General features: G+C 68.0%; 22 protein-coding genes. 2 read left to right on the top strand and 20 right to left on the bottom strand.

The features are described 5' to 3' along the window. Positions 1-10 precede the first annotated feature (10 nt). The 16 genes from D3869_RS16015 to D3869_RS15940 all read right to left on the bottom strand — a co-directional run bounded on the left by D3869_RS16015 (position 11) and on the right by D3869_RS15940 (position 15,876). On the bottom strand, positions 11-277 hold the full coding sequence (locus D3869_RS16015; protein ID WP_247895877.1) for a hypothetical protein: 267 nt from the start codon (positions 275-277) through the stop codon (positions 11-13). A 133-nt stretch (positions 278-410) separates the two neighbouring features. Continuing rightward, positions 411-1,223: an inositol monophosphatase family protein gene (locus D3869_RS16010; RefSeq protein WP_137140975.1), complete on the bottom strand. Its 813-nt coding sequence runs from the start codon at positions 1,221-1,223 to the stop codon at positions 411-413. Next, positions 1,220-1,750 carry a hypothetical protein gene (locus D3869_RS16005; protein WP_247895876.1) on the bottom strand — a complete coding sequence of 177 codons (531 nt, stop codon included), beginning with the start codon at positions 1,748-1,750 and terminating at the stop codon, positions 1,220-1,222. Before D3869_RS16005 ends, D3869_RS16010 begins: the two co-directional genes overlap by 4 nt. Positions 1,751-1,852: 102 nt before the next feature. Further along, the gene (locus D3869_RS16000) at positions 1,853-2,137 is read right to left on the bottom strand and encodes a hypothetical protein (RefSeq protein WP_109069458.1); all 285 of its coding nucleotides are present in this window, start codon (positions 2,135-2,137) and stop codon (positions 1,853-1,855) included. 172 nt (positions 2,138-2,309) lie between these two features. Further along, positions 2,310-3,569, bottom strand: a complete 1,260-nt coding sequence (hflX, locus tag D3869_RS15995; protein WP_137140973.1) for a GTPase HflX — start codon at positions 3,567-3,569, stop codon at positions 2,310-2,312. 52 nt (positions 3,570-3,621) lie between these two features. Further along, complete coding sequence (gene hfq / locus D3869_RS15990; RefSeq protein ID WP_035675971.1) at positions 3,622-3,870, bottom strand: RNA chaperone Hfq; 249 nt, start codon at positions 3,868-3,870, stop codon at positions 3,622-3,624. A gap of 95 nt (positions 3,871-3,965) precedes the next feature. After that, positions 3,966-4,664 carry an HAD family hydrolase gene (locus D3869_RS15985; protein ID WP_137140972.1) on the bottom strand — a complete coding sequence of 233 codons (699 nt, stop codon included), beginning with the start codon at positions 4,662-4,664 and terminating at the stop codon, positions 3,966-3,968. Beyond that, a complete protein-coding gene (locus D3869_RS15980) occupies positions 4,661-5,524 on the bottom strand; it encodes a D-amino-acid transaminase (protein WP_137140971.1) in 864 nt (287 codons plus the stop codon). Before D3869_RS15980 ends, D3869_RS15985 begins: the two co-directional genes overlap by 4 nt. A gap of 42 nt (positions 5,525-5,566) precedes the next feature. Then, a complete protein-coding gene (gene trkA / locus D3869_RS15975) occupies positions 5,567-6,943 on the bottom strand; it encodes a Trk system potassium transporter TrkA (RefSeq protein ID WP_040134116.1) in 1,377 nt (458 codons plus the stop codon). Positions 6,944-7,110: 167 nt separating this feature from the next. After that, a complete protein-coding gene (locus D3869_RS15970) occupies positions 7,111-7,386 on the bottom strand; it encodes a hypothetical protein (protein ID WP_137140970.1) in 276 nt (91 codons plus the stop codon). A 21-nt stretch (positions 7,387-7,407) separates the two neighbouring features. Then, entirely contained in the window at positions 7,408-8,808 is a 1,401-nt protein-coding gene (locus D3869_RS15965; RefSeq protein WP_137140969.1) for a sigma-54-dependent transcriptional regulator, read from the bottom strand. Further along, positions 8,798-11,119 carry a sensor histidine kinase NtrY-like gene (locus D3869_RS15960; RefSeq protein WP_137140968.1) on the bottom strand — a complete coding sequence of 774 codons (2,322 nt, stop codon included), beginning with the start codon at positions 11,117-11,119 and terminating at the stop codon, positions 8,798-8,800. The genes D3869_RS15965 and D3869_RS15960 overlap by 11 nt, the downstream gene beginning before the upstream one ends. Positions 11,120-11,305: 186 nt before the next feature. Beyond that, complete coding sequence (gene ntrC, locus D3869_RS15955; protein WP_137140967.1) at positions 11,306-12,751, bottom strand: nitrogen regulation protein NR(I); 1,446 nt, start codon at positions 12,749-12,751, stop codon at positions 11,306-11,308. After that, a complete protein-coding gene (locus D3869_RS15950; protein WP_137140966.1) occupies positions 12,748-13,950 on the bottom strand; it encodes a two-component system sensor histidine kinase NtrB in 1,203 nt (400 codons plus the stop codon). Before D3869_RS15950 ends, ntrC begins: the two co-directional genes overlap by 4 nt. Then, a complete protein-coding gene (gene dusB / locus D3869_RS15945) occupies positions 13,950-14,936 on the bottom strand; it encodes a tRNA dihydrouridine synthase DusB (RefSeq protein ID WP_137140965.1) in 987 nt (328 codons plus the stop codon). Before dusB ends, D3869_RS15950 begins: the two co-directional genes overlap by 1 nt. 124 nt (positions 14,937-15,060) lie before the next feature. Next, positions 15,061-15,876, bottom strand: a complete 816-nt coding sequence (locus D3869_RS15940; RefSeq protein WP_137140964.1) for a cytochrome C assembly family protein — start codon at positions 15,874-15,876, stop codon at positions 15,061-15,063. A 201-nt stretch (positions 15,877-16,077) separates the two neighbouring features. Here D3869_RS15940 and D3869_RS15935 point away from each other — a divergent pair, with 201 nt between their 5' ends. Both D3869_RS15935 and D3869_RS15930 read left to right on the top strand, forming a co-directional pair. Further along, positions 16,078-17,232: a bifunctional 2-C-methyl-D-erythritol 4-phosphate cytidylyltransferase/2-C-methyl-D-erythritol 2,4-cyclodiphosphate synthase gene (locus tag D3869_RS15935; RefSeq protein WP_137140963.1), complete on the top strand. Its 1,155-nt coding sequence runs from the start codon at positions 16,078-16,080 to the stop codon at positions 17,230-17,232. Between the two features lie 72 nt (positions 17,233-17,304). Beyond that, a complete protein-coding gene (locus D3869_RS15930; RefSeq protein WP_137140962.1) occupies positions 17,305-17,808 on the top strand; it encodes a CinA family protein in 504 nt (167 codons plus the stop codon). 13 nt (positions 17,809-17,821) lie between these two features. On the opposite strand, the gene D3869_RS15925 is transcribed toward D3869_RS15930, so the two are convergent. The 4 genes from D3869_RS15925 to D3869_RS15910 all read right to left on the bottom strand — a co-directional run bounded on the left by D3869_RS15925 (position 17,822) and on the right by D3869_RS15910 (position 22,312). Then, on the bottom strand, positions 17,822-18,289 hold the full coding sequence (locus D3869_RS15925) for a type II toxin-antitoxin system RatA family toxin (RefSeq protein ID WP_114860151.1): 468 nt from the start codon (positions 18,287-18,289) through the stop codon (positions 17,822-17,824). Positions 18,290-18,318: 29 nt separating this feature from the next. Further along, positions 18,319-19,275, bottom strand: a complete 957-nt coding sequence (lipA, locus tag D3869_RS15920; RefSeq protein ID WP_103039124.1) for a lipoyl synthase — start codon at positions 19,273-19,275, stop codon at positions 18,319-18,321. Positions 19,276-19,554: 279 nt separating this feature from the next. Then, a complete protein-coding gene (gene lpdA, locus D3869_RS15915; RefSeq protein ID WP_137140961.1) occupies positions 19,555-20,952 on the bottom strand; it encodes a dihydrolipoyl dehydrogenase in 1,398 nt (465 codons plus the stop codon). Between the two features lie 13 nt (positions 20,953-20,965). After that, positions 20,966-22,312 carry a pyruvate dehydrogenase complex dihydrolipoamide acetyltransferase gene (locus tag D3869_RS15910; RefSeq protein ID WP_137140960.1) on the bottom strand — a complete coding sequence of 449 codons (1,347 nt, stop codon included), beginning with the start codon at positions 22,310-22,312 and terminating at the stop codon, positions 20,966-20,968. Positions 22,313-22,325 lie beyond the last annotated feature (13 nt).

Raw genomic sequence — 22,325 nt, 5'->3', positions numbered from 1 at the left:
GTGGCCCATTTCACTCCATGGAATGCGCGTGCGTGGCGGGCCGGGCCTTCCGGCGCTGCGGCGGCGCCACGCTGAGCACGGGCTCGGCGTCGATGGCGCGAACCACCTCGTGATCCAGGGCGACGTCCGTGGCCTCGGACTCGGTGGAGCATTGCGCCGCGCCGGCCGCCGAGGCCGCACCGACGCTGGGCTGACACTCGGCGATCCGCTCCGCGCAGGCTGTGGGCGCCAGCAAGGACGCCACCAACAGCACGCGCTTCAGGGCAATGGCCTTCATGATCGGGCGCTCCGCAAGGCTCACGGCGGCCGTTTCCGGCATCCTGGCACTATAAGGCCGCCGTGCCCGTGGAGTTCCCGCCGAATCCGGTCCCGGTCGGAGGACGTGTGCGGTAGTCCGGTGCGCCCCCGCCTTAGCCGAACAGATGCCGGTGCATCGCTTCCCAACTCGCACGGTCGGGGGTCAGCATCACCCCACCGTTGAGCACGGTCGGTCGATAGGGCGAGCCATCGAACAGCGCGCTGTAGCCGCCGGCCTCCGCGTGGAGCAGGACGCCCGCCGCGTGATCCCAAGGCATCAGGCGGTGGTACATCGAGAAATGGGCCCGGCCGTCGAGCAGGCGCAGATACTCCTGCGCAGCACTGGACAGGCAGACGCGCGGACCGAGGGCGCGGCCGCGCTCATCGAGCTGGCGCCCCAGTTCCTCCGTGCAGAATCGCGTCGACAAGGCTCCGGTCATCTCGGCCAGGGGGACCGCCGGGGCAACCGTGACGCGCTTGCCGTTCAGGTAGGCGCCCTGCCCTTTCACCGCCGTGGCGATGCGCCCGTCGCACGGATCGTAGATCCAGCCGGCCACCGTCTCGCCGCGGCAGGCCAGGGCGATGATCACCGCGAAGAGCGGACGCCCGTTCGCGAAGTTCAAGGTGCCGTCGATCGGGTCGATGATCCAGACCGGTGCGTCGCCGTGGATGCGGTCCAGCAGGGACTTGTCCTCGGAGACGGCTTCCTCCCCCACCACCGTGCTGCCGGGAAGCAGGTCCAGCAGGCGCGGCGTCAGGGCGCGTTCGCCCGCCTCGTCGGCCAGGGTCACGAGATCGGCCGGCCCGGTCTTCTCACGGATGCCGGCGTTCGCCAGATCGCGGAAATAGGGAAGGATCTCGCTTTCCGCGACATCGCGGATGATCGCGGAGACGCGGTCGACGTCAGGAATCGGAAAATCTGTCACGGTTTCGGTGCCGCTTTGTTGGATCGGGGGTCGAGTCTCAGGACCGTTCCGCCATCCTTCGGCGGTTCCGGCAGCATGACTTTGCCGTCCAGACCACTGTCTTTCAACGCTCTCACCAGCGCATCATAGGTGGCCTGATCGGCCGCGGGGTTGGGGGCGGGCGGCGTGCCGGTCAGCGGGCCGGGTTCCGGCGGCTTGCGCGGCGCGTTCGGATCGGGTGGGGACTGCGGAACGTCGCGCGCTTCCCGGGTTTCCTCCTTGGGCGGCGGCGGGGGTGGACGCCACAGGCGGAAACAGTCGGTGAAGGTGGCTTCCTTGCAGGCCTTCAGCAGTTCCTTCGGGTCCGGCGCCACGACCAGCGGGCTGAAGGGGGCGGGCGGAAACACCGCGGGTTCCGGCGGCAGGGGATCCTCCGGAGCGACCGGCGGTTCTTCGACGAATCCCGGCGGCAGCATCCGCTCGGCGGCGGCGGCGGGGGCCATGAAGGCCAAAAGCGCCAGGGGCAGAAGAACGAGCGGAACGGGCAAGGGAATCCGGACAAAAGAAGAGGCGGGCCGTGCACCCATTATGGCGCCCCGCCCGCCGCATAGCCACGGACAAATCCTCGACCCCGCACCCTCCCCGCTCCGTCAGGAGCGCGGCAGGCTGTCGCTGGGCGTGACGTGCAGCGCCCAGGCGGCCAGTTCGGACCGCAGGGCGGCAATCTTGCTGCTTTCCGTCGGGTTGGTTTCCTTGCGCCAGGCGTCACTGATGATTTCCAGAAGCCGGGCGCGGCCGGCGGTGTCGCGCGACAATTCCTGGATGCGCAGCACCGCGGCACCGGGCGACAACTGCTCCTGGCGGGCGACCAGGGTCACCTGATCGGCCAGGAAGGCGGTGATCGAAAAGTGTGTTGGATCGGTCTGCAAACGCATAGGCGGGCCTCCTCCCGGGGATAACCCATCGGCTCCCCGGTTCAAATATCGGGGGCGCGTTGGGAAAAGGCTACACCTCGGACGTCGTAGGACGGGGCTGAAATCGGGCGCGTCATGTCGTCGCACGTGCACGAACGAATTATGACGCGCCCGAGTCCTTTATGGCGAAAGATCAGCCGTGCACGAACCGTTTCTCGAAACGGGCCAGATCCGCCGGGTCGATGGCCACCTGGATGTGGGCCTGGACCTCGTCGTCCCGCCGGTCCAGCACCTCACCTTTTGCATAGAGCCACGCGAGCGCCGCCCCGTCCCCCAGCGCGACGGACAGGTCCACCACATGGCGGTGGGCGTTCATCCGCTGGTCGAGCAGCCGGTCGAGATCGGCGATCCCCGCCCCCGACAGGGCGGACACCGCGACGGCGCGCGGGTTGCGGGCCGTTTGGGCGAGGACCGCCTCGCGGGACTCCTCGTCCAGCGCGTCGATCTTGTTCAGCACCTCGATCACGCGGTCGTCGGCGTCCGGGTCGATGCCCATGTCGCTCATGACCGTGTGCACGTCGGCCTTCTGGGCCTCGCTGTCCTGGTGGGAGACGTCGCGGACATGCAGGATGATGTCGGCGGCGTCGACCTCCTCCAGCGTGGCGCGGAAGGCGGCGACGAGCCCGTGCGGCAGGTCGGAGATGAAGCCCACCGTGTCCGACAGGATCACCTTGCGCCCGGACGGCAGGGTCACCTGACGCATCGTCGGGTCCAGCGTGGCGAACAGCAGGTCCTTGGCGAAGACGTCGGCGTTGGCCAGCCGGTTGAACAGCGTCGACTTGCCGGCGTTGGTGTAGCCGACCAGCGCCACCACGGGGTACGGCACTTTGGCGCGGGCCTTGCGGTGCAGGCCGCGGGTGCGGCGGACCTCCTCCAGCTCCTTCTTGATCTTGACGATGCGGTCGCCGATCAGACGGCGGTCCATCTCAAGCTGGGATTCACCGGGGCCGCCGAGGAAGCCGAAGCCGCCACGCTGGCGTTCCAGGTGGGTCCAGGAGCGGACGAGGCGCGACTTCTGGTAGGTCAGGGCGGCCAGTTCGACCTGGAGCATGCCTTCGCGCGTGCGGGCGCGGGCGCCGAAGATCTCCAGGATCAGCCCGGTGCGGTCGATGACCTTGACCTTCAGGGCCTTTTCCAGGTTGCGCTGCTGCACCGGCGACAGCGCGTGGTCGAGGATGACGAGGGATGCCTCCGTCTCCTCCACGATCTGGGCAAAATGCTCCACCGTCCCCGACCCGAGAAGGATCGAAGGCTGCGGGCGGTTCACCCGCGCGCATTCGGCGTGCACGACCTCCAGATCGATGGCGCGGGCAAGGCCCACCGCCTCGTCCAGGCAGGATTCGGGATGGCGCAGGACCCCGTCCGCCTCACTGCGGAGGACGGGGTGGACCACGATGGCGCGGCCGGAGGCATCAGGCGTCCGGCCGTTGCCATTGGTCGGAAGATCAGACGTTTTCACCTTCCTTGGGCGGCTCGAAAAGTTGGATCGGATGCGCGGGCATCACGGTGGAGATGGCGTGCTTGTAGACGAGCTGCGAATGCGCATCGCGCCGCAGCAGAACCGAGAAGTTGTCGAACCAGGTGATGATTCCCTGAAGTTTAACACCGTTCACGAGGAACACGGTCACGGGAGTCTTGTTCTTGCGGACGTGGTTGAGGAACACGTCCTGCACATTTTGGCTTTTTTCAGACATTTTATGTCGCCCCCTTCTTCAGTGTTTTTTGGGGCCCCTTGTTAGAAGCCCGCCCCCTGCAGCGATAAGGTCATGGTTGGTCGCAACCGTCTCGACTACTGGTCATCCGATATGGTGTCACCACCGCTGCCCACCAACCCGCACAATGCATGGCACGTGTCGTACCGATGGGCCGGAGGGAAGCGGGTGAAGCCGCTGCCCTCGCCCGCCCCTATTAGCACCGGGACCATTCCCGCGCCATGGGCACATTCCATGTCGATGTCGGCGTCCCCCACGAACCAGACGTCCGGGCCCGGCGGAATGTTCGCCGGTTCCAGCGCCATCAGCACCGGCGCGCCGTGCGGCTTGTCGAATTCGGCGTCCTGGGCGCCGACCAGACGGCCGAAATAGCCGGTCCAACCCAGCGCGTCGGCTTCCGCCCGCAGGAAGCGGCCGGTCTTGTTCGACACCACCGCCTGATAGATTCCGCGCTCGGCAAAGCCGCGCAGCAGGGATTCCGCACCCGGCAGGGGCCGCAGATGCTCCAGGTGATGGGCCTCGAAATAGGCGTAGAAGAGGTCGCGCGCGTCGGTCCAGCGCTCCCCGAAGATGCGGGGGAAGCTGTCGCGCAGCGACTGCTTGATGCGCTCCCGCGCCTCCTCCTCGGTCCAGGCCGGATGGCCGAAGGTGACCAGCGCATGGTTCAGCGCGGCACGCACCGTGCCCCAGTTGTCCACCAGCGTGTTGTCCCAGTCGTAGAGGACGGCGCGCGGCAGAACGGGCAGACGGTCGATGACGGCGGCGGCGTCGCTCATGACGGCACCCCGCCGGCCACGTAATCGAGATAGGCCTGACGCAGCGTCAAGGTGACCGGACCCGGCCTGCCCTCGCCCACCGGCTTCCCGTCGATGCGGGTCACCGGCAGCGCGAAAGTGCCGGCGGAGGAGACGAAGGCCTCGCGGGCGGCGAGCGCCTCGTCAACCGTGAAGCTGCGCTCCTCGACCGGAATGCCGCGCTCCCCGGCCAGCCGCAGGAGCGACAGGCGGGTGATGCCGTTGAGAATCTTCTGCGACGGGGCGCGGGTCACCAGCACGCCGTTCTGCGTGACGATCCAGGCGTTGGAGGAGGACCCCTCGGTCACCGTGCCGTCCGGGTCGATCAGCCATGCCTCGTAGGCGCCCGATTCGGCGGCCTGCTGCTTGGCCAGGACCGGGGCGAGGAGGCCGACCGTCTTGATGTCGCGCCGGCCCCAGCGGATGTCGGGCACGGTGACCACGGCCACGCCCTTCTCGATCTGCTCCGGCTTGGCGAAGGCGGTGACCCGCTTGACGGTCATCACCAGCGTCGCGGGGATCTCTGCCGGGAACTTGAAGTCGCGCGGGGCGACGCCGCGGGTGACCTGGATGTAGAGCGAACCGTTGCGGACGCCGTTCCGCCGCACCAGCTCGCGGGCGATCATCGTCACGACGCGCGGGGCCGCCGGCCAGTCCATGCGCAGTTCCGACAGGCTGCGGCCCAGACGCTCCATATGGCCGTCCAGGTCCGCGAAGCGCCCATCGAGGAGAGTCACCACCTCATAGACGCCGTCGGCGAACTGGAAGCCGCGGTCTTCCACATGGACCGCCGCCTGCCGATGCGGCAGGTAACGGCCGTTGACGTATGCCCATCGAGCCATGGAGGTTCTTTTTGTTGGTGCCAAAAACGATACGGGAGGCGATCAGAAGAATTCAAGCCGGACGGCGAACATCTTCTCCACCTTTTTCACCTGACCGGCGGTGGCGAGGATGATGACGCGGTCCTTCGGGCGGATCACCGTGGCCGGGCGCGGGATGATGACCTCGTCGCCGCGCACGATGGCGCCGACGATGACCCCGGAGGGCAGCTTGACCTCCCGCAGCGGCGTGTTCACCACCGCGGAGGTTTCCAGCGCCTCCGCCTCGATCACCTCGGCGAAGCCGTCGCGCAGGCTGTGCACCGCGCGGATGCGGCCGCGCCGGACGTGCTGAAGGATGTTCGACACGGTGATGGCGCGCGGGCTGACCACGGCGTCGATCCCCAGCGGCGACACCAGCGAGGTGTAGGACGCCTTGTTGATCAGCGTGATGGCGCGCTTCGCCCCGTGCCGCTTGGCGAGCAGCGAGGACAGGATGTTGCCCTCGTCGTCGTTGGTCACGGCGACCACCGTCTCGGTGGCGCGGACGTTGGCCTCCTCCAGAATCTCCGGGTCCAGACCGTCACCGTGCAGCACCATGGTGCGCGACAGGCGCTGCGCCACGAACTGGGCGCGGCTGCGGTTCATCTCGATGATGCGGGCGGTGACCTGGGGGTATTTCGCCTCCAACTCCTCCGCCAGACACAGCCCGATGTTGCCGCCGCCCAGGATGATGATGCGGCGGGCCTCAACCTCCTCGTGGCCGAAGGCGGCCATGGCGCGGTTCAGGTGGCGGTTGTCGCAGGCGAAATAGACCTCGTCGCCGGGCAGCATCTGGTCGTCGCCGCCGGGTATGAAGGAGCGGTCGTTGCGGATGATCGCCACCACCTCCAGCCCGAGGTCGGGGAACAGGCCGGTCAGTTGGCGCAGTGGCGTGTGCAGGACCGGACAGGTTTCCGTGCACAGGACACCGACGACGCGGACCTTGCCGTCGGCCAGCGGGATCATGTCGAAGGCGCCCGGCACCTGCAGCCGGCGGGCGATGGCCCGCGCCACCGCGATCTCCGGCGAGATGATGACGTCGATCGGCATGTGGTCGCGGCTGAACAGATCGGCCCAGATCGGCTTCAGATAGCTCTGGTTGCGCACGCGGGCGATCTTGGTCGGCACCTTGAACAGGGCGTGCGCCACCTCGCAGGCGACCATGTTGATCTCGTCGATCTGGGTGACCGCGATGATCATGTCGGTCTCGCCCGCCCCCGCCGCCTCCAGAACGTCGGGGTGGGAGGCGTGGCCGACCATGGCCTGCACGTCGAGCGTGTCGCTGATCCGCTGGATGAGTTCCGGCGAATGGTCGATCACCGTGACGTTGTTGCCTTCGGACGCCAGATAGCGCGCGATGTTCGAGCCGACCTGCCCGGCTCCGCAAACGATGACCTTCACGGCCTTTGCACCCTTCCCCGCCCATTGTCCAGGCGCTCAGGCCGAGGACATTACCATTTCGCGGTTGGGCGCACCAACCCTATGTTTGCGAAGGGAAATGCGGGCCGACCCGCAAGCGTGGGAAGGGGGAAAGGTGACGGAAGTGCCCCATCGCCCTCCCCCGGCCGTCATCGCGAAACGCAGACCGATGTGCCGGCCTTGGCGTCAGCTGTTGTCGATCGTGAGTAGAACTGCGTGAAGACGCCCTCCGGAGCACCGTCCTTGCGGGTGTCGAAGTTGACCGAACCGTGGAAATGGGCCGGCCCATCGAAATCCACACCGATCAGCAGAAGTGCTTGGGCCGAGAGGCGGCAGGCGCCGATTTCAGGAAAAGGAAAAAGCAGGCTCTCAAGCCGTCCGCGTTCGGGACATGCCTGGGAAACCTGCTTCTGAAGCGAAGACAACGAGTGCTTGGCTATGGGGGCCTATTCGACGAACAGCTTGCCCTTCTCGCTTCCGTGCACGCCGAGCGACTTCAGCTTGCGGTGCAGGGCCGAACGCTCCATTCCCACGAAGGAGGCGGTCCGGGAGATGTTGCCGCCGAAGCGGGTGACCTGGGCCAGCAGATACTCGCGCTCGAAGACCTCGCGCGCCTCGCGAAGCGGCAGGCCCATGATCTCGCCCCCCTTGTCCCATTTCAGGACGGTGGGGGTGATGGCGCCGATCTCCGGCGGAAGCTGGTCGGCGCGGATCGGCTCCTTGGGGTCGCCCTGCGCCATGATAAGCAGCCAGTCGACCACGTTGCGCAGCTGGCGCACGTTGCCCGGCCAGTCATAGGCCTGGAGCGCGGCCATGGCGTCCTCGCCGAACTCACGGGCCGGCAGGCCGGCAGCCTCGGCGGAGCGCTGCATGAAATGGCGGGCCAGCAACGGGATGTCCTCGCGGCGTTCGGCCAGCGAGGGCACGCGGATGGGCACGACGGCGAGGCGGTAGAAGAGGTCCTGGCGGAAGCGCCCCTGGTCGATCTCCGCCTGAAGGTCGCGGTTGGAGGTGGCGACGACGCGCACGTCCACCTCGACCCTCTGGCCGCCGCCGACCCGCTCGAACACCTGCTCCTGCAGCGCGCGGACGATCTTGCCCTGGGTTTCCAGAGGCATGTCGGCCACCTCGTCGAGCAGCAGCGTGCCGCCGTGCGCCTGCTCGAAGGTGCCGATCTTGCGACCGCCGCCGTCCACCCCGGCCTCCGTTCCGAACAGCTCCATCTCCAGCCGGTCGGGACGCATGGTGGCGCAGTTCAGCCCGACGAAGGGACCGCCGGCCCGGCGTGAGCGCGCGTGGATCAGCCGGGCCACCACCTCCTTGCCGGATCCGGCGGGGCCGGTGATCAGGACGCGGCTGCCGGTGGGCGCCACCTTCTCGATGCTCTGGCGAACGTGGTTGACGGCGGTGGACCGGCCAACCAGCTCCACCTCGCCGCCGGCGCGCAGCTTCAGCTCCTCGTTCTCGCGCTTCAGCCGGGCCGCCTCGATGGCGCGATCCACCATCAACAGCAGCCGGTCGGCCTTGAAGGGCTTCTCGATGAAGTCGTAGGCGCCGATCTTGATGGCCGAGACGGCGGTCTCGATGTTGCCGTGGCCGGAGATCATGATGACCGGCAGGTTCCGGTGGTCGCGCATCAGCTGTTCGAGGATCTGAAGCCCGTCCAGCCGGCTGCCCTGGAGCCAGATGTCCAGAACCACGAGACTGGGCCGGCGCGCGGAGACCTGGGCGAACGCCTGGTCGGCGTCGGCGGCCTCGCGCGTCTTCATGCCTTCGTCGTTCAGGATGCCGGCGATCAGCATCCGGATGTCCGCTTCGTCGTCGACAATCAGAATGTCATGCGCCATGGGCTGCGTGCCTCTTCTCTTCACCGGTCTCCGCCGGCGTGCCGACGCCGCCGGGGGCGTCGCCCGCGGCCGTGCCGGAGCTGGTGGACGTGTTGGGGATGACCAGCCCGACGCGCGCCCCGCCGCCTTCGCGGTCCTCCAGGGTCAGCACGCCGCCGTGGTCCTCCATGATCTTCTTGACGATCGCCAGCCCCAGTCCCGTGCCTTTGGCGCGCGTCGTCACATAGGGTTCGGTCAGCCGGTCGCGCTCCTCGGTCGGCAGGCCCTTGCCGTTGTCCTCGACGATCATGGCGATGCGTTCGGCATCGACCTCGACCCGGATGGCGACATGGCCGGGCGGCAGCTCGGCGCCCTCGGCGGGGGGCGGGCGGCCTTCGATGGCGTCCGCGGCGTTCTGCAGCAGGTTGGTCAGCGCCTGGCTGATCTGCCGGCTGTCGCAGGGAACGGTGAGCGGCCCCTGGGGAAGCGCCATGTCGAACTTGATCTTGCCGGCGTGCGCGCTGGACTGCAGGAACACCGCCTGACGGACGAGATCGTTGAGGTTGCAGGGCTTCATCACCGGTTGCGGCATGCGCGCGAAGGCCGAGAATTCATCGACCATGCGCCGGATGTCGTCCACCTGCCGGACAATGGTGTCCGTGCACATGGTGAAGACCTCGGTGTCGCTGGTGATCTCCTTCAGGTACTTGCGGCGCAACCGCTCGGCGGAGAGCTGGATCGGCGTCAGCGGATTCTTGATCTCGTGGGCGATGCGGCGGGCGACGTCGGCCCAGGCCGCCTTGCGCTGGGCGGAGACCAGCTCGGTGATGTCGTCGAAGGTCACGACGTAGCCGCGGATCTCCCCGCTGCCCCGCCCTTCGGTGGAGATGCGGACGAGCAGCGTCAGCGGCGTGGTGCCGGGGCGGCGGATCTGGATCTGGTCCTGCACCACCCGGCCGGGGCGGCCCGGCGCGTGGTCCAGCAGCTCCCCCATTTCCGGTGACAGCTCGGCCAGCCGCATCCCGATCAGGCTTTCCGCGTCCTCGACGCCGAGAAGGCGCGCGGCCGAGAAGTTCGGCAGGGTGATGCGCCCCTCCGCGTCCAACCCGATCACGCCCGCCGACACGCCGCCCAGGACGGTCTCGGTGAAGCGGCGGCGCTCGTCGATCAGGCGGTTGGCGGAAAGAAGCTCGTGCCGCTGGCTTTCGATCTCCGTCGTCATGCGGTTGAAGGCGCGCGACAGCAGGCCAAGCTCGTCCTCGCCCGGCGGCTCGGTCACGCGGACGGTCAGGTCGCCGGCGCGCACCCGCTCCGCCGCGCCGATCAGGGCGCTGATCGGCCGCGCCAGCCGCGTCGCGAAGATCAGCCCCGCCCACACCGCCGCCAGCAGAAGCAGCATGGCCACGACCAGGAAGATCAAGGTGAAGGTGATTTGCAGGCTGCCGCGCTGGCTTTCCAGAGCCCCGAACTCCCGCACCGCCCCTTCCGCCGAGGCCATGTGCGACAGCACGCGCGGCTCGACCATGCGGCCGACATAGAGATAAGTGTCGGCGAAGCGGTCGAGGCGGACCAGCGCGCGCACCCGGTCATCATTCTCGCTGACGATCATCGCCACCTCGCCGCGGCGGGCGGTGGCGAGCTTGTCGTCGGGGATCGGGTCGAACTCCAGGGCGAAGGTGTAGCCGGACCGCGCGACGATGGCGCCGGTCGTCCCGTTGAAGACGATGGCCTCCGACAGGGCGCGCAGCATCGCCTGGGTGGCGACCACCTGCTCGAACCGCTCGGGGTCGCTGGCAAGCCGCGCCGCCTCCTGGTTCAGGTCGTTGGCCATCGCGAGCGCGTCGGCGCGGATGTTCTGCTGGTGCTCGTGCAGATAGGCACTGGCGACCGCCAGCGATTCGTTCACCGCCGTGCGCACCCGCTCGCTGAACCAGGACTGCACGCCGACATAGAAGAAGACCGTGGAGAAGATGGCCATGATGATGGCCGGCGCGACGGCGAGCAGGCTGAACACCGCGACCAGCCGCACATGCATCTGCGACCCGGCGAGGCCGCGCCGCCGTCCGATCCACAGATAGACGATCCGCCGCGCGATCAGCACGCCGAGCAGGAGCAGCAGCGCCAGATCGAGGGTCAGCAGCCATGTGACGGTGCGCGGGTTGGTTTCCCCGAACGGCGCGCTCTCCGTCAGCGCCGTGTAGGTCGCGAATCCCGCAACCAGGGCGGCCAACGACAGCGCGAAGGCAAGCCGCTTCGCCAACCCGACCCGGGTTGCCCAGCGAAGGAACTGCTGCCAAAGCGGCGTTGTGGATTCAGGGGGTGTGGGCGACATCAATCCGGCAACCAGTCTGTTGCCAGAATGATACACGAGCTGTTGCCGTCATGCCAAGCGGCAACCCCTCTGCCTTTCGCACAGTCCCTAAGGAGCATCGCGAACGGCAGAGGCGCCGGAGGCCTGTCGCAAAAACAACACGCTGTGGGACGGCAGCGACGCCCGGCCGCCCCGCCGGGCACCGGATCACTTCAATCCACGCACCACCTGGATATCGAGGTCCCGGATCTTCTTGCGCAGCGTGTTTCGGTTGAGGCCGAGGAGTTGCGCCGCCTTGATCTGGTTTCCCCGCGTGGCCGAGAGGCTGAGCGAGATCAGGGGCCGTTCCACCTCGCGCAGCACCCGGTCATACAGGCCGTTCGACGGCATGCCGTCCTTGTGCGCGGCGAAATAGTCTTTCAGATGCCGCTCCACGGCGGCGGAGAGGCCCTCGCCTTGCGGTTCTTCCACCGGCTGGACGGCGGGCGTGGCGTCGGCCAGCTCCGCCTCGACCACATCCAGCCCGATGACCTCCTGCGAATAGAGCGCGGCGAGGCGGCGGACCAGATTCTCCAGCTCACGCACGTTGCCCGGCCATCGGTAGCGCTTCAACCGGTCCATGGCGGGCTGGTCGATGCTCTTCACCGGGAGACCCTGCGCCGAGCACTGGTTCAGGAAATGGCGGACCAGAAGCGGCACGTCCTCCGTACGCTCGCGCAGCGGCGGCAGGCGGATGGGAACGACGCACAGGCGGTAGAACAGATCCTCGCGGAACAGGCCCTGGCGGATCAGGGTGCGCAGGTCGCGGTGGGTCGCGGCGACGATGCGTACGTCCGTCTTGATGGGCGTACGCCCGCCGACCGTGGTGTACTCACCTTCCTGCAGCACGCGCAGCAGGCGGGTCTGCGCCTCCAGCGGCATGTCGCCGATCTCGTCGAGGAACAGGGTGCCGCCCTGCGCCTGTTCGAAGCGGCCGGTCGAGCGGTTGGTGGCCCCGGTGAAGGCGCCCTTTTCGTGACCGAACAGCTCGGACTCGATCAGTTCGCGCGGGATGGCCGCCATGTTGATGGCGACGAAGGGGCCGTTGCGCCGTTTGCCGTAATCGTGCAGCGCGCGGGCCACCAGCTCCTTGCCGGTGCCCGACTCGCCGGTGATGGTCACCGTGAGGTCGGTGCCCATCAAACGGGCAAGGACGCGGTAGATCTCCTGCATCGCCGGCGAGCGGCCGATCAGGGGAAGCTGTTCGTCCGCCTCCCCGGCGTCGGCGGGCAGAGGGGCCGGCGGCGTGTTGGAATTCAGCGCCCGCTCGACCACGGAGACCAGCTCCTTCAGATCGAAGGGCTTGGGCAGATACTCGAAGGCGCCGCGCTCCGCCGCCTTCACGGCGGTGATCAGCGTGTTCTGCGCGCTCATCACGATGATGCGCAGGTCCGGCCGGATCTTCTTGATCCGCGGGATCAGGTCCAGCCCGTTCTCATCGGGCATCACCACATCGGTGATGATGAGGTCGCCCTGCCCGTCCGCCACCCAGCGCCAGAGCGTGGAGGCGTTGCCGGTGGTGCGCACCTCGTGCCCGAGGCGGGCGAGCGCCTGGGTCAGAACGGTGCGGATGGCGCGGTCGTCGTCCGCAACCAGGATCGTGGCTGCGCTCATCCGATGGCCCCTCGGATGCCTCTGGTCGGTACAGGATCGCCGCTCATCTGCGCTTCATCGAACATGGGTAGCGAGACCTTGAAGACGGTGCGGCGCGGCTGGCTGTCAAATTCGATGACGCCGCCGTGGTCGCCGACGATTTTGGCTACCAATGCAAGCCCCAGGCCAGTTCCATTGACCTTCGTCGTAATGAACGCATCGAACAGGTTGGAGCGCAGGTCGTCGGGTATGCCGTCCCCATTATCCTGAACGGACACCAGCAACGGCAGGTGCAGGCGGGTGTCGCCGCCGGGCAGGGCCATGCGGACGCCGTGCTGATAAGATGTGCTGAGAATGATCTCGCCGCCTGATTCCGGTGCAGCTTCTGCCGCATTTTTAATCAGATTGAGGAAAATCTGGATGAGCTGGTCGCGGTTGCCATAGACCGGCGGCAGGGACGGGTCGTAGCGCTCGATGAAGCGGATGTTCCGCGCGAAGCCGCTCTGGGCCACCTTGCGGACATGCTCCAGGACGGTGTGGATGTTCACCGCGTCCCGCTCCAGCGGGCGCTGGTCGGAGAAGACCTCCATCCGGTTGACCAGGGCGACGATGCGGTCGGCCTCGTCGCAGATCAGCCGGGTCAGCACCCGGTCGGCCTCGCTGCAGTTCTCCTCCAGGAGCTGTGCGGCCCCGCGGATGCCCGACAGCGGGTTCTTGACCTCGTGCCCAAGCATCGACGCCATGGCGGTGACCGAACGGGCGGCGTTGCGATGGGTCAGGGAGTTGTCGATCTTGCGGGCCAGCGTGCGCTCGTTGACCGTCAGCAGCACATGGTCGGCCGGCTCGCCCAGGGCGGTCACCCGCACGGTGACGTGGTGCGGGCCGATGCGCGGCGTGTCGATGACGACACCCTCCTGCGAGGCGCGGTGACGGCCCTGCTGGACCTGCTCGATCAACTGGCTGACCGGGCTGTTGGGCGGCAGCAGCTCGGCCAGGGGCATGCCTTCCATCATGGCGGCGGACAGGCCAAAGAACTCCTGCGCCTCCAGATTGACGTAGCGGATGTCGCCGGAGCCGTCGACGACCAGGACGGGGTCGGGGAGCGCGTTCAGCATGACGGACGGATCGATGCAGGGGCGGACGGGACGGTAGGAACTGGAGGGCGCACGGGGCCGCGTCGGGCGGCGGGGCAGTGGAGCAGCGGCAGATGCACGGGCCATCAGGCAGCCATCCTTTCGATCGCCGGGGCATAGAAGTCGCGGATGAAGCCGCGCACTCGTTCGGGATCGGACATGCGGTTGACCTCCGACCGGAATTCGGCGGAGTCACGCAGGCCCGTGGAATACCAAGAGATGTGCTTGCGGGCGACGCGCAGCCCGCCTTCGACGCCGTAATGGGTCAGCATGGCGTCGTAATGCTCCAGCAGCGTGTCGAGCTGCACGTGGAGCGGCGGGTCGGGCCGCCGTTCGCCGGTGCGGATGTAATGCATCACCTGGGCGGGGAACCAGGGGCGCCCGTAGGCGCCACGCCCGATCATCACCCCGTCGGCGCCGGACTCGGCGAGCGCGCGGTCCACGGCGTCGAAGGACGTGATGTCGCCGTTGACCACCACCGGGATCGACACCGCCTCCTTCACGGAGCGGATGAAGGACCAGTCGGCGGTGCCGGTGTAGAACTGCTCGCGGGTGCGGCCGTGCACGGTGACCAGCTTGATCCCGCACTCTTCCGCGATCCGGGCGAGACGGGGCGCGTTGAGGCTGTTGTCGTCCCAGCCCTTGCGCATCTTCAGCGTCACCGGGATCGAGACTGCCTTTGCCGTGGCCTCCAGGATGCGGGCGGCGAGCGCCTCGTCGCGCATCAGGGAGGAGCCGGCGTGACCGTTGACCACCTTCTTCACCGGGCAGCCGAAGTTGATGTCGATGACGGCCGCCCCGCGGTCCTCGTTCAGCTTCGCCGCCTCGGCCATCACCTCGGGCTCGCAGCCGGCAAGCTGGACGGCCATGGGGAACTGCTCCGGCTCGCACTCGACCATGCGCAGCGTCTGGCGGTTCTCGCGGATCATCGCTTCGCTCGCGACCATCTCGGACACGACCAGCCCACAGCCGGACTGCTTCACCAGCCGCCGGAACGGCAGGTCCGTGACGCCGGACATAGGAGCGAGGATCACCGGACCCTCAAGCGAGATGGTGCCGATTTGAATGGCCATGTTCACCTGCCCACATGATGGGCACATTAGCGATATGATGAGAATTTGTGCACGGTAGCACAGCGTTTCGGCATGTTGCAAGTGCACATCCCGCGTGCGCCGCGGTGGCTGTCATGCGCCGAGGTTAGCCGATCAGAACGTCGGTGACGAATTTGACGCCCGGATAGGCGAGCGTCAGCAGCAGGTAAGCGATCAGCACGAGACGCGCCGCCATCCGCCCGCGCACGCCGGTGCGGGCGTGGGCCAGCAGCAACCCGCCGATGACGACGAAGCTGGCGACCGACAGCAGCGTCTTGTGATCGGCGCGCAGAAGCGCGCCGGTTTCGTAATAGAGCACGGCCATTCCCGTGGCGAGACCGGCCCCCAGAACCGCCTCCGACGCGCCGAGAAGGTGGAGCTGCATCCGCTCGCTTTCCGCCACCGGAGGCAGGAAGCGGGTCAGCGGGGTCGGGCGTTTCGACTTCAGCGCCCGCTCTTGAAGGAAAGCGGCGAGCGACGCCACGGCGGCCATGGTCAGCAGCGCGTAGGTGATGACCGACACGGCGATGTGCAGGTCGATCCAGATGCCCGGCGCCCCGCCGCGCAGAACCGGCGCCGGCGCTTGCTGGGCCAGCGTCGCGAAGGCACCGACCGTCAGCAGATAGGGCAGCAGCAGCGGCGACAGCCGCCACGCCGACCGGGTCAGCGCGCTCATCGCCATGAACAGCAGCATGCAGGCGGCGATGGTGATCCACAGCGCGGTGGACAGGCCGGTGTGCCAGCGTCCCGCCACCTGGGTCAGCGCCCAGACCGCCGGTCCGGCGAAGCCCAGCGCCAGGGCGCCCCAGAAATAGGCGGACCGGCCATCCGCCCCCTGCCCCGCGATCCGGTGATACGGGTAGATGGACGCCGGCAGCAGCGCCATCAGCGCGGTCAGGCTGTAGACGATGTTCTGCGACATGCGGCGGACCCGTGCCCTTCCCTCTGCGGAAACCCAAAGTCGCTGTTGGACCCAAAGTCGCTATCGGACAAGTCTCTGAAGCTCTTGGCGGAACGCCGGCGAGCGGCTAGGCTCGGCTGCGTCCGGCCGCCATGACGTAAGCGTCATGCGGACGGCCCGTCAAGCGCGGATACCATAGCCCAAACGGCACGGATACGTCCCATGTCTTCCTGTATCGCGCTGATCGTCGCCGCCGGAAGCGGCCAGCGTTTCGGCGCCGAGCAGCCCAAGCAGTATCTTGATCTGGCCGGCCAGCCTGTGCTGCGCCGCACGGTCGAGGCCTTTCGGCGCCACCCGAAGGTGAGCGCGGTGCGCGTCGTCATCAATCCCGCGTTTCGCGATCTCTACGATGCGGCGGTCGCGGGGCTCGACCTGCCCGAGCCGGTGACCGGCGGGGCATCCCGCCAGGATTCGGTGCGCAACGGGCTGGAGGCGTTGGCCGACTCGGCGCCGGGCCTCGTGTTGATCCACGACGCGGCCCGCCCGCTGATCGACGCCAGCACCATCGACGCGGTGATCGCGGCGCTCGACACCCACCCTGCTGCGCTGGCCGCCGTTCCGGTCGCCGACACGCTGAAGCGCGGTGAGGATGGGCTGGTGGCCGGCACGGTGGACCGCAGCGGCCTGTGGCGCGCCCAGACTCCGCAGGGGTTCCGCTTTCCCGAGATTCTGGCCGCTCACCGCGCCGCCGCCGGGCTGGAACTGACCGACGATGCGGCGGTCGCCGAACGCGCCGGCCTTCCGGTCGCGCTGGTGCCTGCCAGAGAGGAGAATTTCAAGGTGACCACCCCCGACGACCTAGCCCGCGCCACCCGCGCGCTCGACTCCGCCCTGTCCGACATCCGAACCGGGTCCGGCTTCGACGTGCACCGCTTCGCCGAGGGCGATCACGTCACGCTCTGCGGCGTGCGGGTGCCGCACACGCACCGGCTGGACGGCCATTCGGACGCCGACGTCGGACTGCACGCGCTGACCGACGCCATCCTGGGCGCGCTGTGCGCCGGCGACATCGGCAGCCATTTCCCGCCCAGCGACCCGCAATGGCGCGGCGCCGACAGCGCGCTGTTCCTCAAGCACGCGGCGGAGCTGGTGACGGCCCGCGGCGGGCGGATCGCCCATGTCGACGTGACGATCATCTGCGAGCGCCCGAAGGTCGGCCCGCACCGCGAGGCGATGACGGCGCGCGTTGCCGAAATTCTGGGCATGCCGGTGGACCGGGTCAGCGTGAAGGCGACGACGACGGAGCGGCTGGGCTTCACCGGGCGCGGCGAGGGCATCGCGGCGCAGGCGATGGCGACGGTCCGCCTGCCGGGATAGCATGAGCTTTCCGTAGCCCTCTCCCGGGACGGGAGAGGGGCCGGTTCTGGGACGACGACGAAAGGGACCCACATGTTTCCCGATCACATCCGTGAACTCGCCGCCAAGCTGCTCGCGGAATATGAACTGGCCGGCTACACGGTGGCGACCGCCGAATCCTGCACGGGCGGCCTCATCGCCGGGGCGCTGACCGACATCGCGGGGTCGTCCAAGGTGGTGGACCGCGGCTTCGTCACCTACTCCAACGTCGCCAAGTCCGAGATGCTCGGCGTGCCGCCCAGCCTGATCTACGCCCACGGCGCGGTCAGCCCGGAGGTGGCGGTGGCCATGGCGGTGGGCGCCCTGGCGAAGTCGAAGGCCGACGTGACGGTGGCGGTGACCGGAGTCGCCGGCCCCGGCGGTGGAACCCCGGAGAAGCCGGTGGGGCGCGTCTACATCGCCACGGCGGTCCGCCGCGGTGCCGCCAAGCACAAGGAATACACTTTCCCCGGCGACCGCGAGGCGGTGCGCCTCGCGACGGTCCAGACCGCGCTGGAGCGGCTGCGCACGGCCCGCCCCGAGACCGGGATTCGCTGAGGGAAGACCGGCCTCAGGCGGTCCGCGCCGTGGCGGGCCGGGTGGCGCCGTTGCCGTAGAGCTGGTTGGCGCGGGTCTCGAAGGCCTGCACCATCCGGCGCACCGCCTCGTTGAACAGCACGCCCATGATCTTCTGCAGCATCTTCGAGCGGAACTCGAAGTCCACGTAGAAATCCACGCAGACGCCGCCCTCGTGCGGGGTGAAGATCCAGTGGTTGTTCAGGTACTGGAACGGCCCCTCGGTGTACTGGACGTTGATGCGGCGGTTCGCCTCGTCCAATTCCACGCGCGAGGTGAAGCGTTCGCGGACCATCTTGAAGCCGATGACGAGGTCCGCGAACATCACGTCGCCTTCGCGGCGGCGGATGCGGGCGGCGAGGCACCAGGGCAGGAATTCCGGGTACTTCTCCACATCGGCGACCAGCCGGTACATCTGCTCCGGCGTGTAGGGAAGAACCTTCTTTTCCGCGTGCGTCGGCATACCCGCTCCGTTTCTCTTTCGGCCGCCTCTCAGCCCGCCGCTGCTGCGAGCTTGCGGAGGCGAGCCTCCCGCAGCTTCGCGAAGTCCGCCCCCGCGTGATAGCTGGAGCGGGTCAGCGGCGTCGAGGCCACCATCAGGAAACCCTTGCCGCGGCCAAGTGTTGCGTAGCTCTGGAATTCTTCCGGAGTCACGAACCGGTCCACCGCCGCGTGCTTGGGCGTCGGCTGGAGGTACTGGCCGATCGTCATGAAGTCAACATCGGCGGCGCGCAGGTCATCCATCACCTGCCCGACCTCCTCGCGCGTCTCGCCCAGGCCCACCATGATTCCGGACTTGGTGAACATGGACGGGTCCAGCTCCTTCACCCGCGCCAGAAGCTGCAGCGAGGTGAAGTAGCGCGCACCCGGACGGATCGTCGGGTAAAGCCGCGGCGCGGTTTCCAGATTGTGGTTGAAGACGTCCGGCTTCGCCTCGACCACCACCTCCACCGCACCCTTCTTCTTCTGGAAGTCGGGGGTGAGGATTTCGATCGTCGTGTCGGGCGACGCCGCGCGGATGGCGCGGATGGTCCGGGCGAAATGCTCCGCCCCGCCGTCCTCCAGGTCGTCGCGGTCCACCGAGGTGACGACGACGTGGCTCAGCTTCAGCTGGGCCACCGCCTCCCCCACATTGTCCGGCTCGTGCGGGTCGAGCTGGTCGGGACGGCCGGTGCCGACGTTGCAGAAGGCGCAGCCGCGGGTGCAGACGGAACCGAGGATCATGAAGGTCGCGTGCTTGTGCTTCCAGCACTCCCCGATGTTCGGGCAGGCCGCTTCCTCGCACACGGTGTTGAGCTTGAGCCCGCGCATCAGGTTGCGCGTCTCGTTGTATTCCTGGCTGGTCGGCGCCTTGACGCGAATCCATCCCGGTTTGCGCTGGATCGGGTTGTCGGGCTTGTGGGCCTTTTCGGGATGGCGAAGCTTCTCGGGGTGATCGGCCACGGTCATGGTCTGAAGTGCTCCCACGGGCTGCCCGGCGGCAGCGCCGATGCTGAACGGTAACGCGCCGCCAACCGCGCAAGGGGCGGCGCAGGGGACGGCGCAAGGCCGGCGGACACGGTCCCGCCGGATAGGCCGGAATGACCGACCGGTCAAGTCTGATTATCGGCCGCGACGAAACAACACCGCCAAAAGGATGACGGAGTCGGAATCGTTGCTCCCCCGCCCCGGAGGGCGAGGGAGAAAACGACCGGCGATCAGACTCACTTGGTCGATGAGACCAGCCACTTAGAAGTGGATGGCCCGACCGTAGGCATCAAGAACCGACTCGTGCATCATCTCCGACAGGGTCGGATGCGGGAACACCGTCTGCATCAGCTCCTGCTCGGTGGTCTCCATGGTCTTGGCGACCGTGTAGCCCTGGATCAGCTCGGTCACTTCGGCGCCGACCATGTGGGCACCCAGCAGCTCGCCGGTCTTGGCGTCGAACACGGTCTTCACCATGCCGTCCGCCTCGCCCAGCGCGATGGCCTTGCCGTTGCCGATGAAGGGGAAGCGGCCGACGCGGACCTCGTAGCCCGCCTCCTTCGCCTTCTTCTCGGTCAGACCGACCGACGCGATCTGCGGGTGCGAGTAGGTGCAGCCCGGGATGCTGCGGACATCCAGCGCGTGCGGGTGCTTGCCGGCGATGTGCTCGACGGCGATCACGCCCTCGTGGCTGGCCTTGTGGGCGAGCCAGGGAGCCCCCGTCACGTCGCCGATGGCGTAGACGCCCGGCTCGTCGGTCTGGCAGTTGGCGTTGGTCTTGATGTGGCCGCGGTCGGTCTGGACCTTGGTGTTCTCAAGGCCCAGGTTTTCCGTGTTCGGCGTGATGCCGACGGCGAGGATCACGCGGTCGACCGTGATGTCCTCGGTCTTGCCGTTGGCTTCCACCGCCACCGTCACGCTGTCGGCACCCTTGCGCAGGTTGCCGGCCTTGCCGTTGGTGATGATGCGCATGCCCTGCTTTTCGAACTGCTTGCGGGCGAAGGTCGAGATTTCCTCGTCCTCGACCGGCAGGATGCGGTCCATCACCTCGACCACCGTCACCTTGGCGCCCAGCTCGTTGTAGAAGCTGGCGAACTCGATGCCGATGGCGCCGGAGCCGATGACCAGCAGCGACTTCGGCGTCGTGTTCGGGGTCATCGCCTTGCGGTAGGTCCAGACGAGGTTGCCGTCGTCCTCCAGACCCGGCAGGGTGCGGGCGCGGGCGCCCGTGGCGATGATGATGTTCTTCGCCCCGAAGGTGCCGACCGCGGCACCGCCCTTGGTCACGGCCACCTGCCCCTTGCCGAGCAGCTTGGCCTCGCCCTCGATGACGGCGACCTTGTTCTTCTTCAGCAGATGCTTGACGCCGCCGTTGAGCTGCCCCGCCACCTTGCGCGACCGCTGAACGACCTTGTCCAGGTCGAAGGACGGGTTCTGGATGACCAGCCCGTAATCCGCGGCGTGCTTGGCGTTGCGCAGCACCTCGGCCGAGCGCAGAAGCGCCTTGGTCGGGATGCAGCCCCAGTTGAGGCAGATGCCGCCGAGATTCTCGCGCTCCACCACCGCGGTGCTGAGGCCGAGCTGGGCGGCGCGGATCGCCGCCACATAGCCGCCCGGACCGCCGCCGATGACGATGAGGTCGTAATTCATGTCAGCCATGGTCCGCGCCCCCTTACAGCAGCATGCTCAGCGGGTCCTCGATCAGCTTCTTGAAAGCCGCGAGGAATTCCGCACCCTGCGCGCCGTCGGCGACGCGGTGGTCCACGGTGACCGAGACGGTCATCACGGTGGCGATGGCGAGCGCGCCGTTCTTCACGACCGGACGCTGCTCGCCGGCGCCGACCGCCATGATGCAGGCCTGCGGCGGGTTGATGATCGCCGCGAACTCCCGGATGCCGTACATGCCGAGGTTGGAGATCGAGAAGGTGCCGCCCTGGTACTCCTCCGGCTTCAGCTTGCCGTCGCGGGCGCGCTCCGCCAGACCCTTCATCTCGTTGGAGATCTCGGCCAGCCCCTTGGTCTCCGCCTTCTTGACGATGGGCGTGATCAGGCCGGTCGGGGTGGCCACGGCGACCGAGATGTCGACGTGGTCGTAACGGAGGATGGCCTCCTCCGACCAGGCGGCGTTGATGTTCGGGAACTTCTTCAGCGTCAGCGCGGCGGCGCGGATGATGAAGTCGTTGACCGACAGCTTGTAGTCCTTGGAGCGGGCGTTCAGGTCGGCGCGGACCTTCAGCAGCGCGTCCAGCTCGCAGTCGATGGCCAGGAAGTAATCCGGCACCGTCTGCTGCACCTCGGTCAGACGACGGGAGATCGTCTTGCGCATGGAGCTGTTCGGCTGCGCCTTGTAGCGCATGCCCAGCTTGTCCGACAGGTCCTTGGCGTCGATGCCCGCGGCCTTCGGGGCCGGAGCGGCGGCGGCCGGAGCAGCCGCCGGGGCCGCGGCGGGAGCCGGGGCGGCGGCCTGCGGAGCGGCGGCCTTGGCGGTGCCGCCGGCCTTCGCGGCCTCGATGTCGGCCTTGACGATTCGGCCGTTCGGGCCGGTGCCCTTGACGGCCTTCAGGTCGAGGCCGGCCTGCTCGGCCAGACGGCGGGCCAGCGGGCTGGCGAACACGCGGCCACCGCCCTGGGCGGCGGGAGCCGGAGCGGCCGCGGCCTGCGGAGCCGGGGCAGCCGCCGGAGCGGCCGCCGCCTGGGTCTGGGCCGGGGCCGGAGCCGCGGCGGGCGCCGCCGCCGGGGCGGGAGCGGCGGCCTTGGCGAGCGCGCTGTCGTCCTCGCCCTCTTCCAGCAGCACGGCGATCGGGGTGTTCACCGCGACGCCCTGCGTGCCGGCCTGCACGAGGATCTTGCCGAGACGGCCTTCGTCGGCCGCCTCGACTTCCATGGTGGCCTTGTCGGTTTCGATCTCGGCGATCACGTCGCCGGACTTCACCGCGTCGCCTTCCTTCTTCAGCCACTTGGCGAGGTTGCCCTCGGTCATGGTCGGAGAGAGGGCGGGCATGAGAATCTGGATGGTCATTCGCTCGCCCTCC

The sequence above is a fragment of the Azospirillum brasilense genome (genome assembly GCF_005222205.1).
Classification (GTDB): Bacteria; Pseudomonadota; Alphaproteobacteria; order Azospirillales; family Azospirillaceae; genus Azospirillum; species Azospirillum brasilense_G.
Note: the sequence above shows the minus strand (reverse complement) of the source record. Positions and strands in the feature narration are given on the sequence as shown.

Bases quoted from the DNA above. Each gene is read 5' to 3' on its own strand.
- D3869_RS15935 (WP_137140963.1), top strand. From the start codon at position 16,078: ATGTCTTCCTGTATCGCGCTGATCGTCGCCGCCGGAAGCGGCCAGCGT.
- D3869_RS15925 (WP_114860151.1), bottom strand. From the start codon at position 18,289: ATGCCGACGCACGCGGAAAAGAAGGTTCTTCCCTACACGCCGGAGCAG.
- D3869_RS15930 (WP_137140962.1), top strand. From the start codon at position 17,305: ATGTTTCCCGATCACATCCGTGAACTCGCCGCCAAGCTGCTCGCGGAA.
- lipA (WP_103039124.1), bottom strand. From the start codon at position 19,275: ATGACCGTGGCCGATCACCCCGAGAAGCTTCGCCATCCCGAAAAGGCC.
- D3869_RS15910 (WP_137140960.1), bottom strand. From the start codon at position 22,312: ATGACCATCCAGATTCTCATGCCCGCCCTCTCTCCGACCATGACCGAG.
- dusB (WP_137140965.1), bottom strand. From the start codon at position 14,936: ATGGCCATTCAAATCGGCACCATCTCGCTTGAGGGTCCGGTGATCCTC.
- D3869_RS16015 (WP_247895877.1), bottom strand. From the start codon at position 277: ATGAAGGCCATTGCCCTGAAGCGCGTGCTGTTGGTGGCGTCCTTGCTG.
- D3869_RS15980 (WP_137140971.1), bottom strand. From the start codon at position 5,524: ATGGCTCGATGGGCATACGTCAACGGCCGTTACCTGCCGCATCGGCAG.
- D3869_RS16000 (WP_109069458.1), bottom strand. From the start codon at position 2,137: ATGCGTTTGCAGACCGATCCAACACACTTTTCGATCACCGCCTTCCTG.
- D3869_RS15985 (WP_137140972.1), bottom strand. From the start codon at position 4,664: ATGAGCGACGCCGCCGCCGTCATCGACCGTCTGCCCGTTCTGCCGCGC.
- hfq (WP_035675971.1), bottom strand. From the start codon at position 3,870: ATGTCTGAAAAAAGCCAAAATGTGCAGGACGTGTTCCTCAACCACGTC.
- ntrC (WP_137140967.1), bottom strand. From the start codon at position 12,751: ATGAGCGCAGCCACGATCCTGGTTGCGGACGACGACCGCGCCATCCGC.
- D3869_RS15940 (WP_137140964.1), bottom strand. From the start codon at position 15,876: ATGTCGCAGAACATCGTCTACAGCCTGACCGCGCTGATGGCGCTGCTG.
- D3869_RS15965 (WP_137140969.1), bottom strand. From the start codon at position 8,808: ATGGCGCATGACATTCTGATTGTCGACGACGAAGCGGACATCCGGATG.
- D3869_RS15960 (WP_137140968.1), bottom strand. From the start codon at position 11,119: ATGTCGCCCACACCCCCTGAATCCACAACGCCGCTTTGGCAGCAGTTC.
- D3869_RS15950 (WP_137140966.1), bottom strand. From the start codon at position 13,950: ATGGCCCGTGCATCTGCCGCTGCTCCACTGCCCCGCCGCCCGACGCGG.
- lpdA (WP_137140961.1), bottom strand. From the start codon at position 20,952: ATGGCTGACATGAATTACGACCTCATCGTCATCGGCGGCGGTCCGGGC.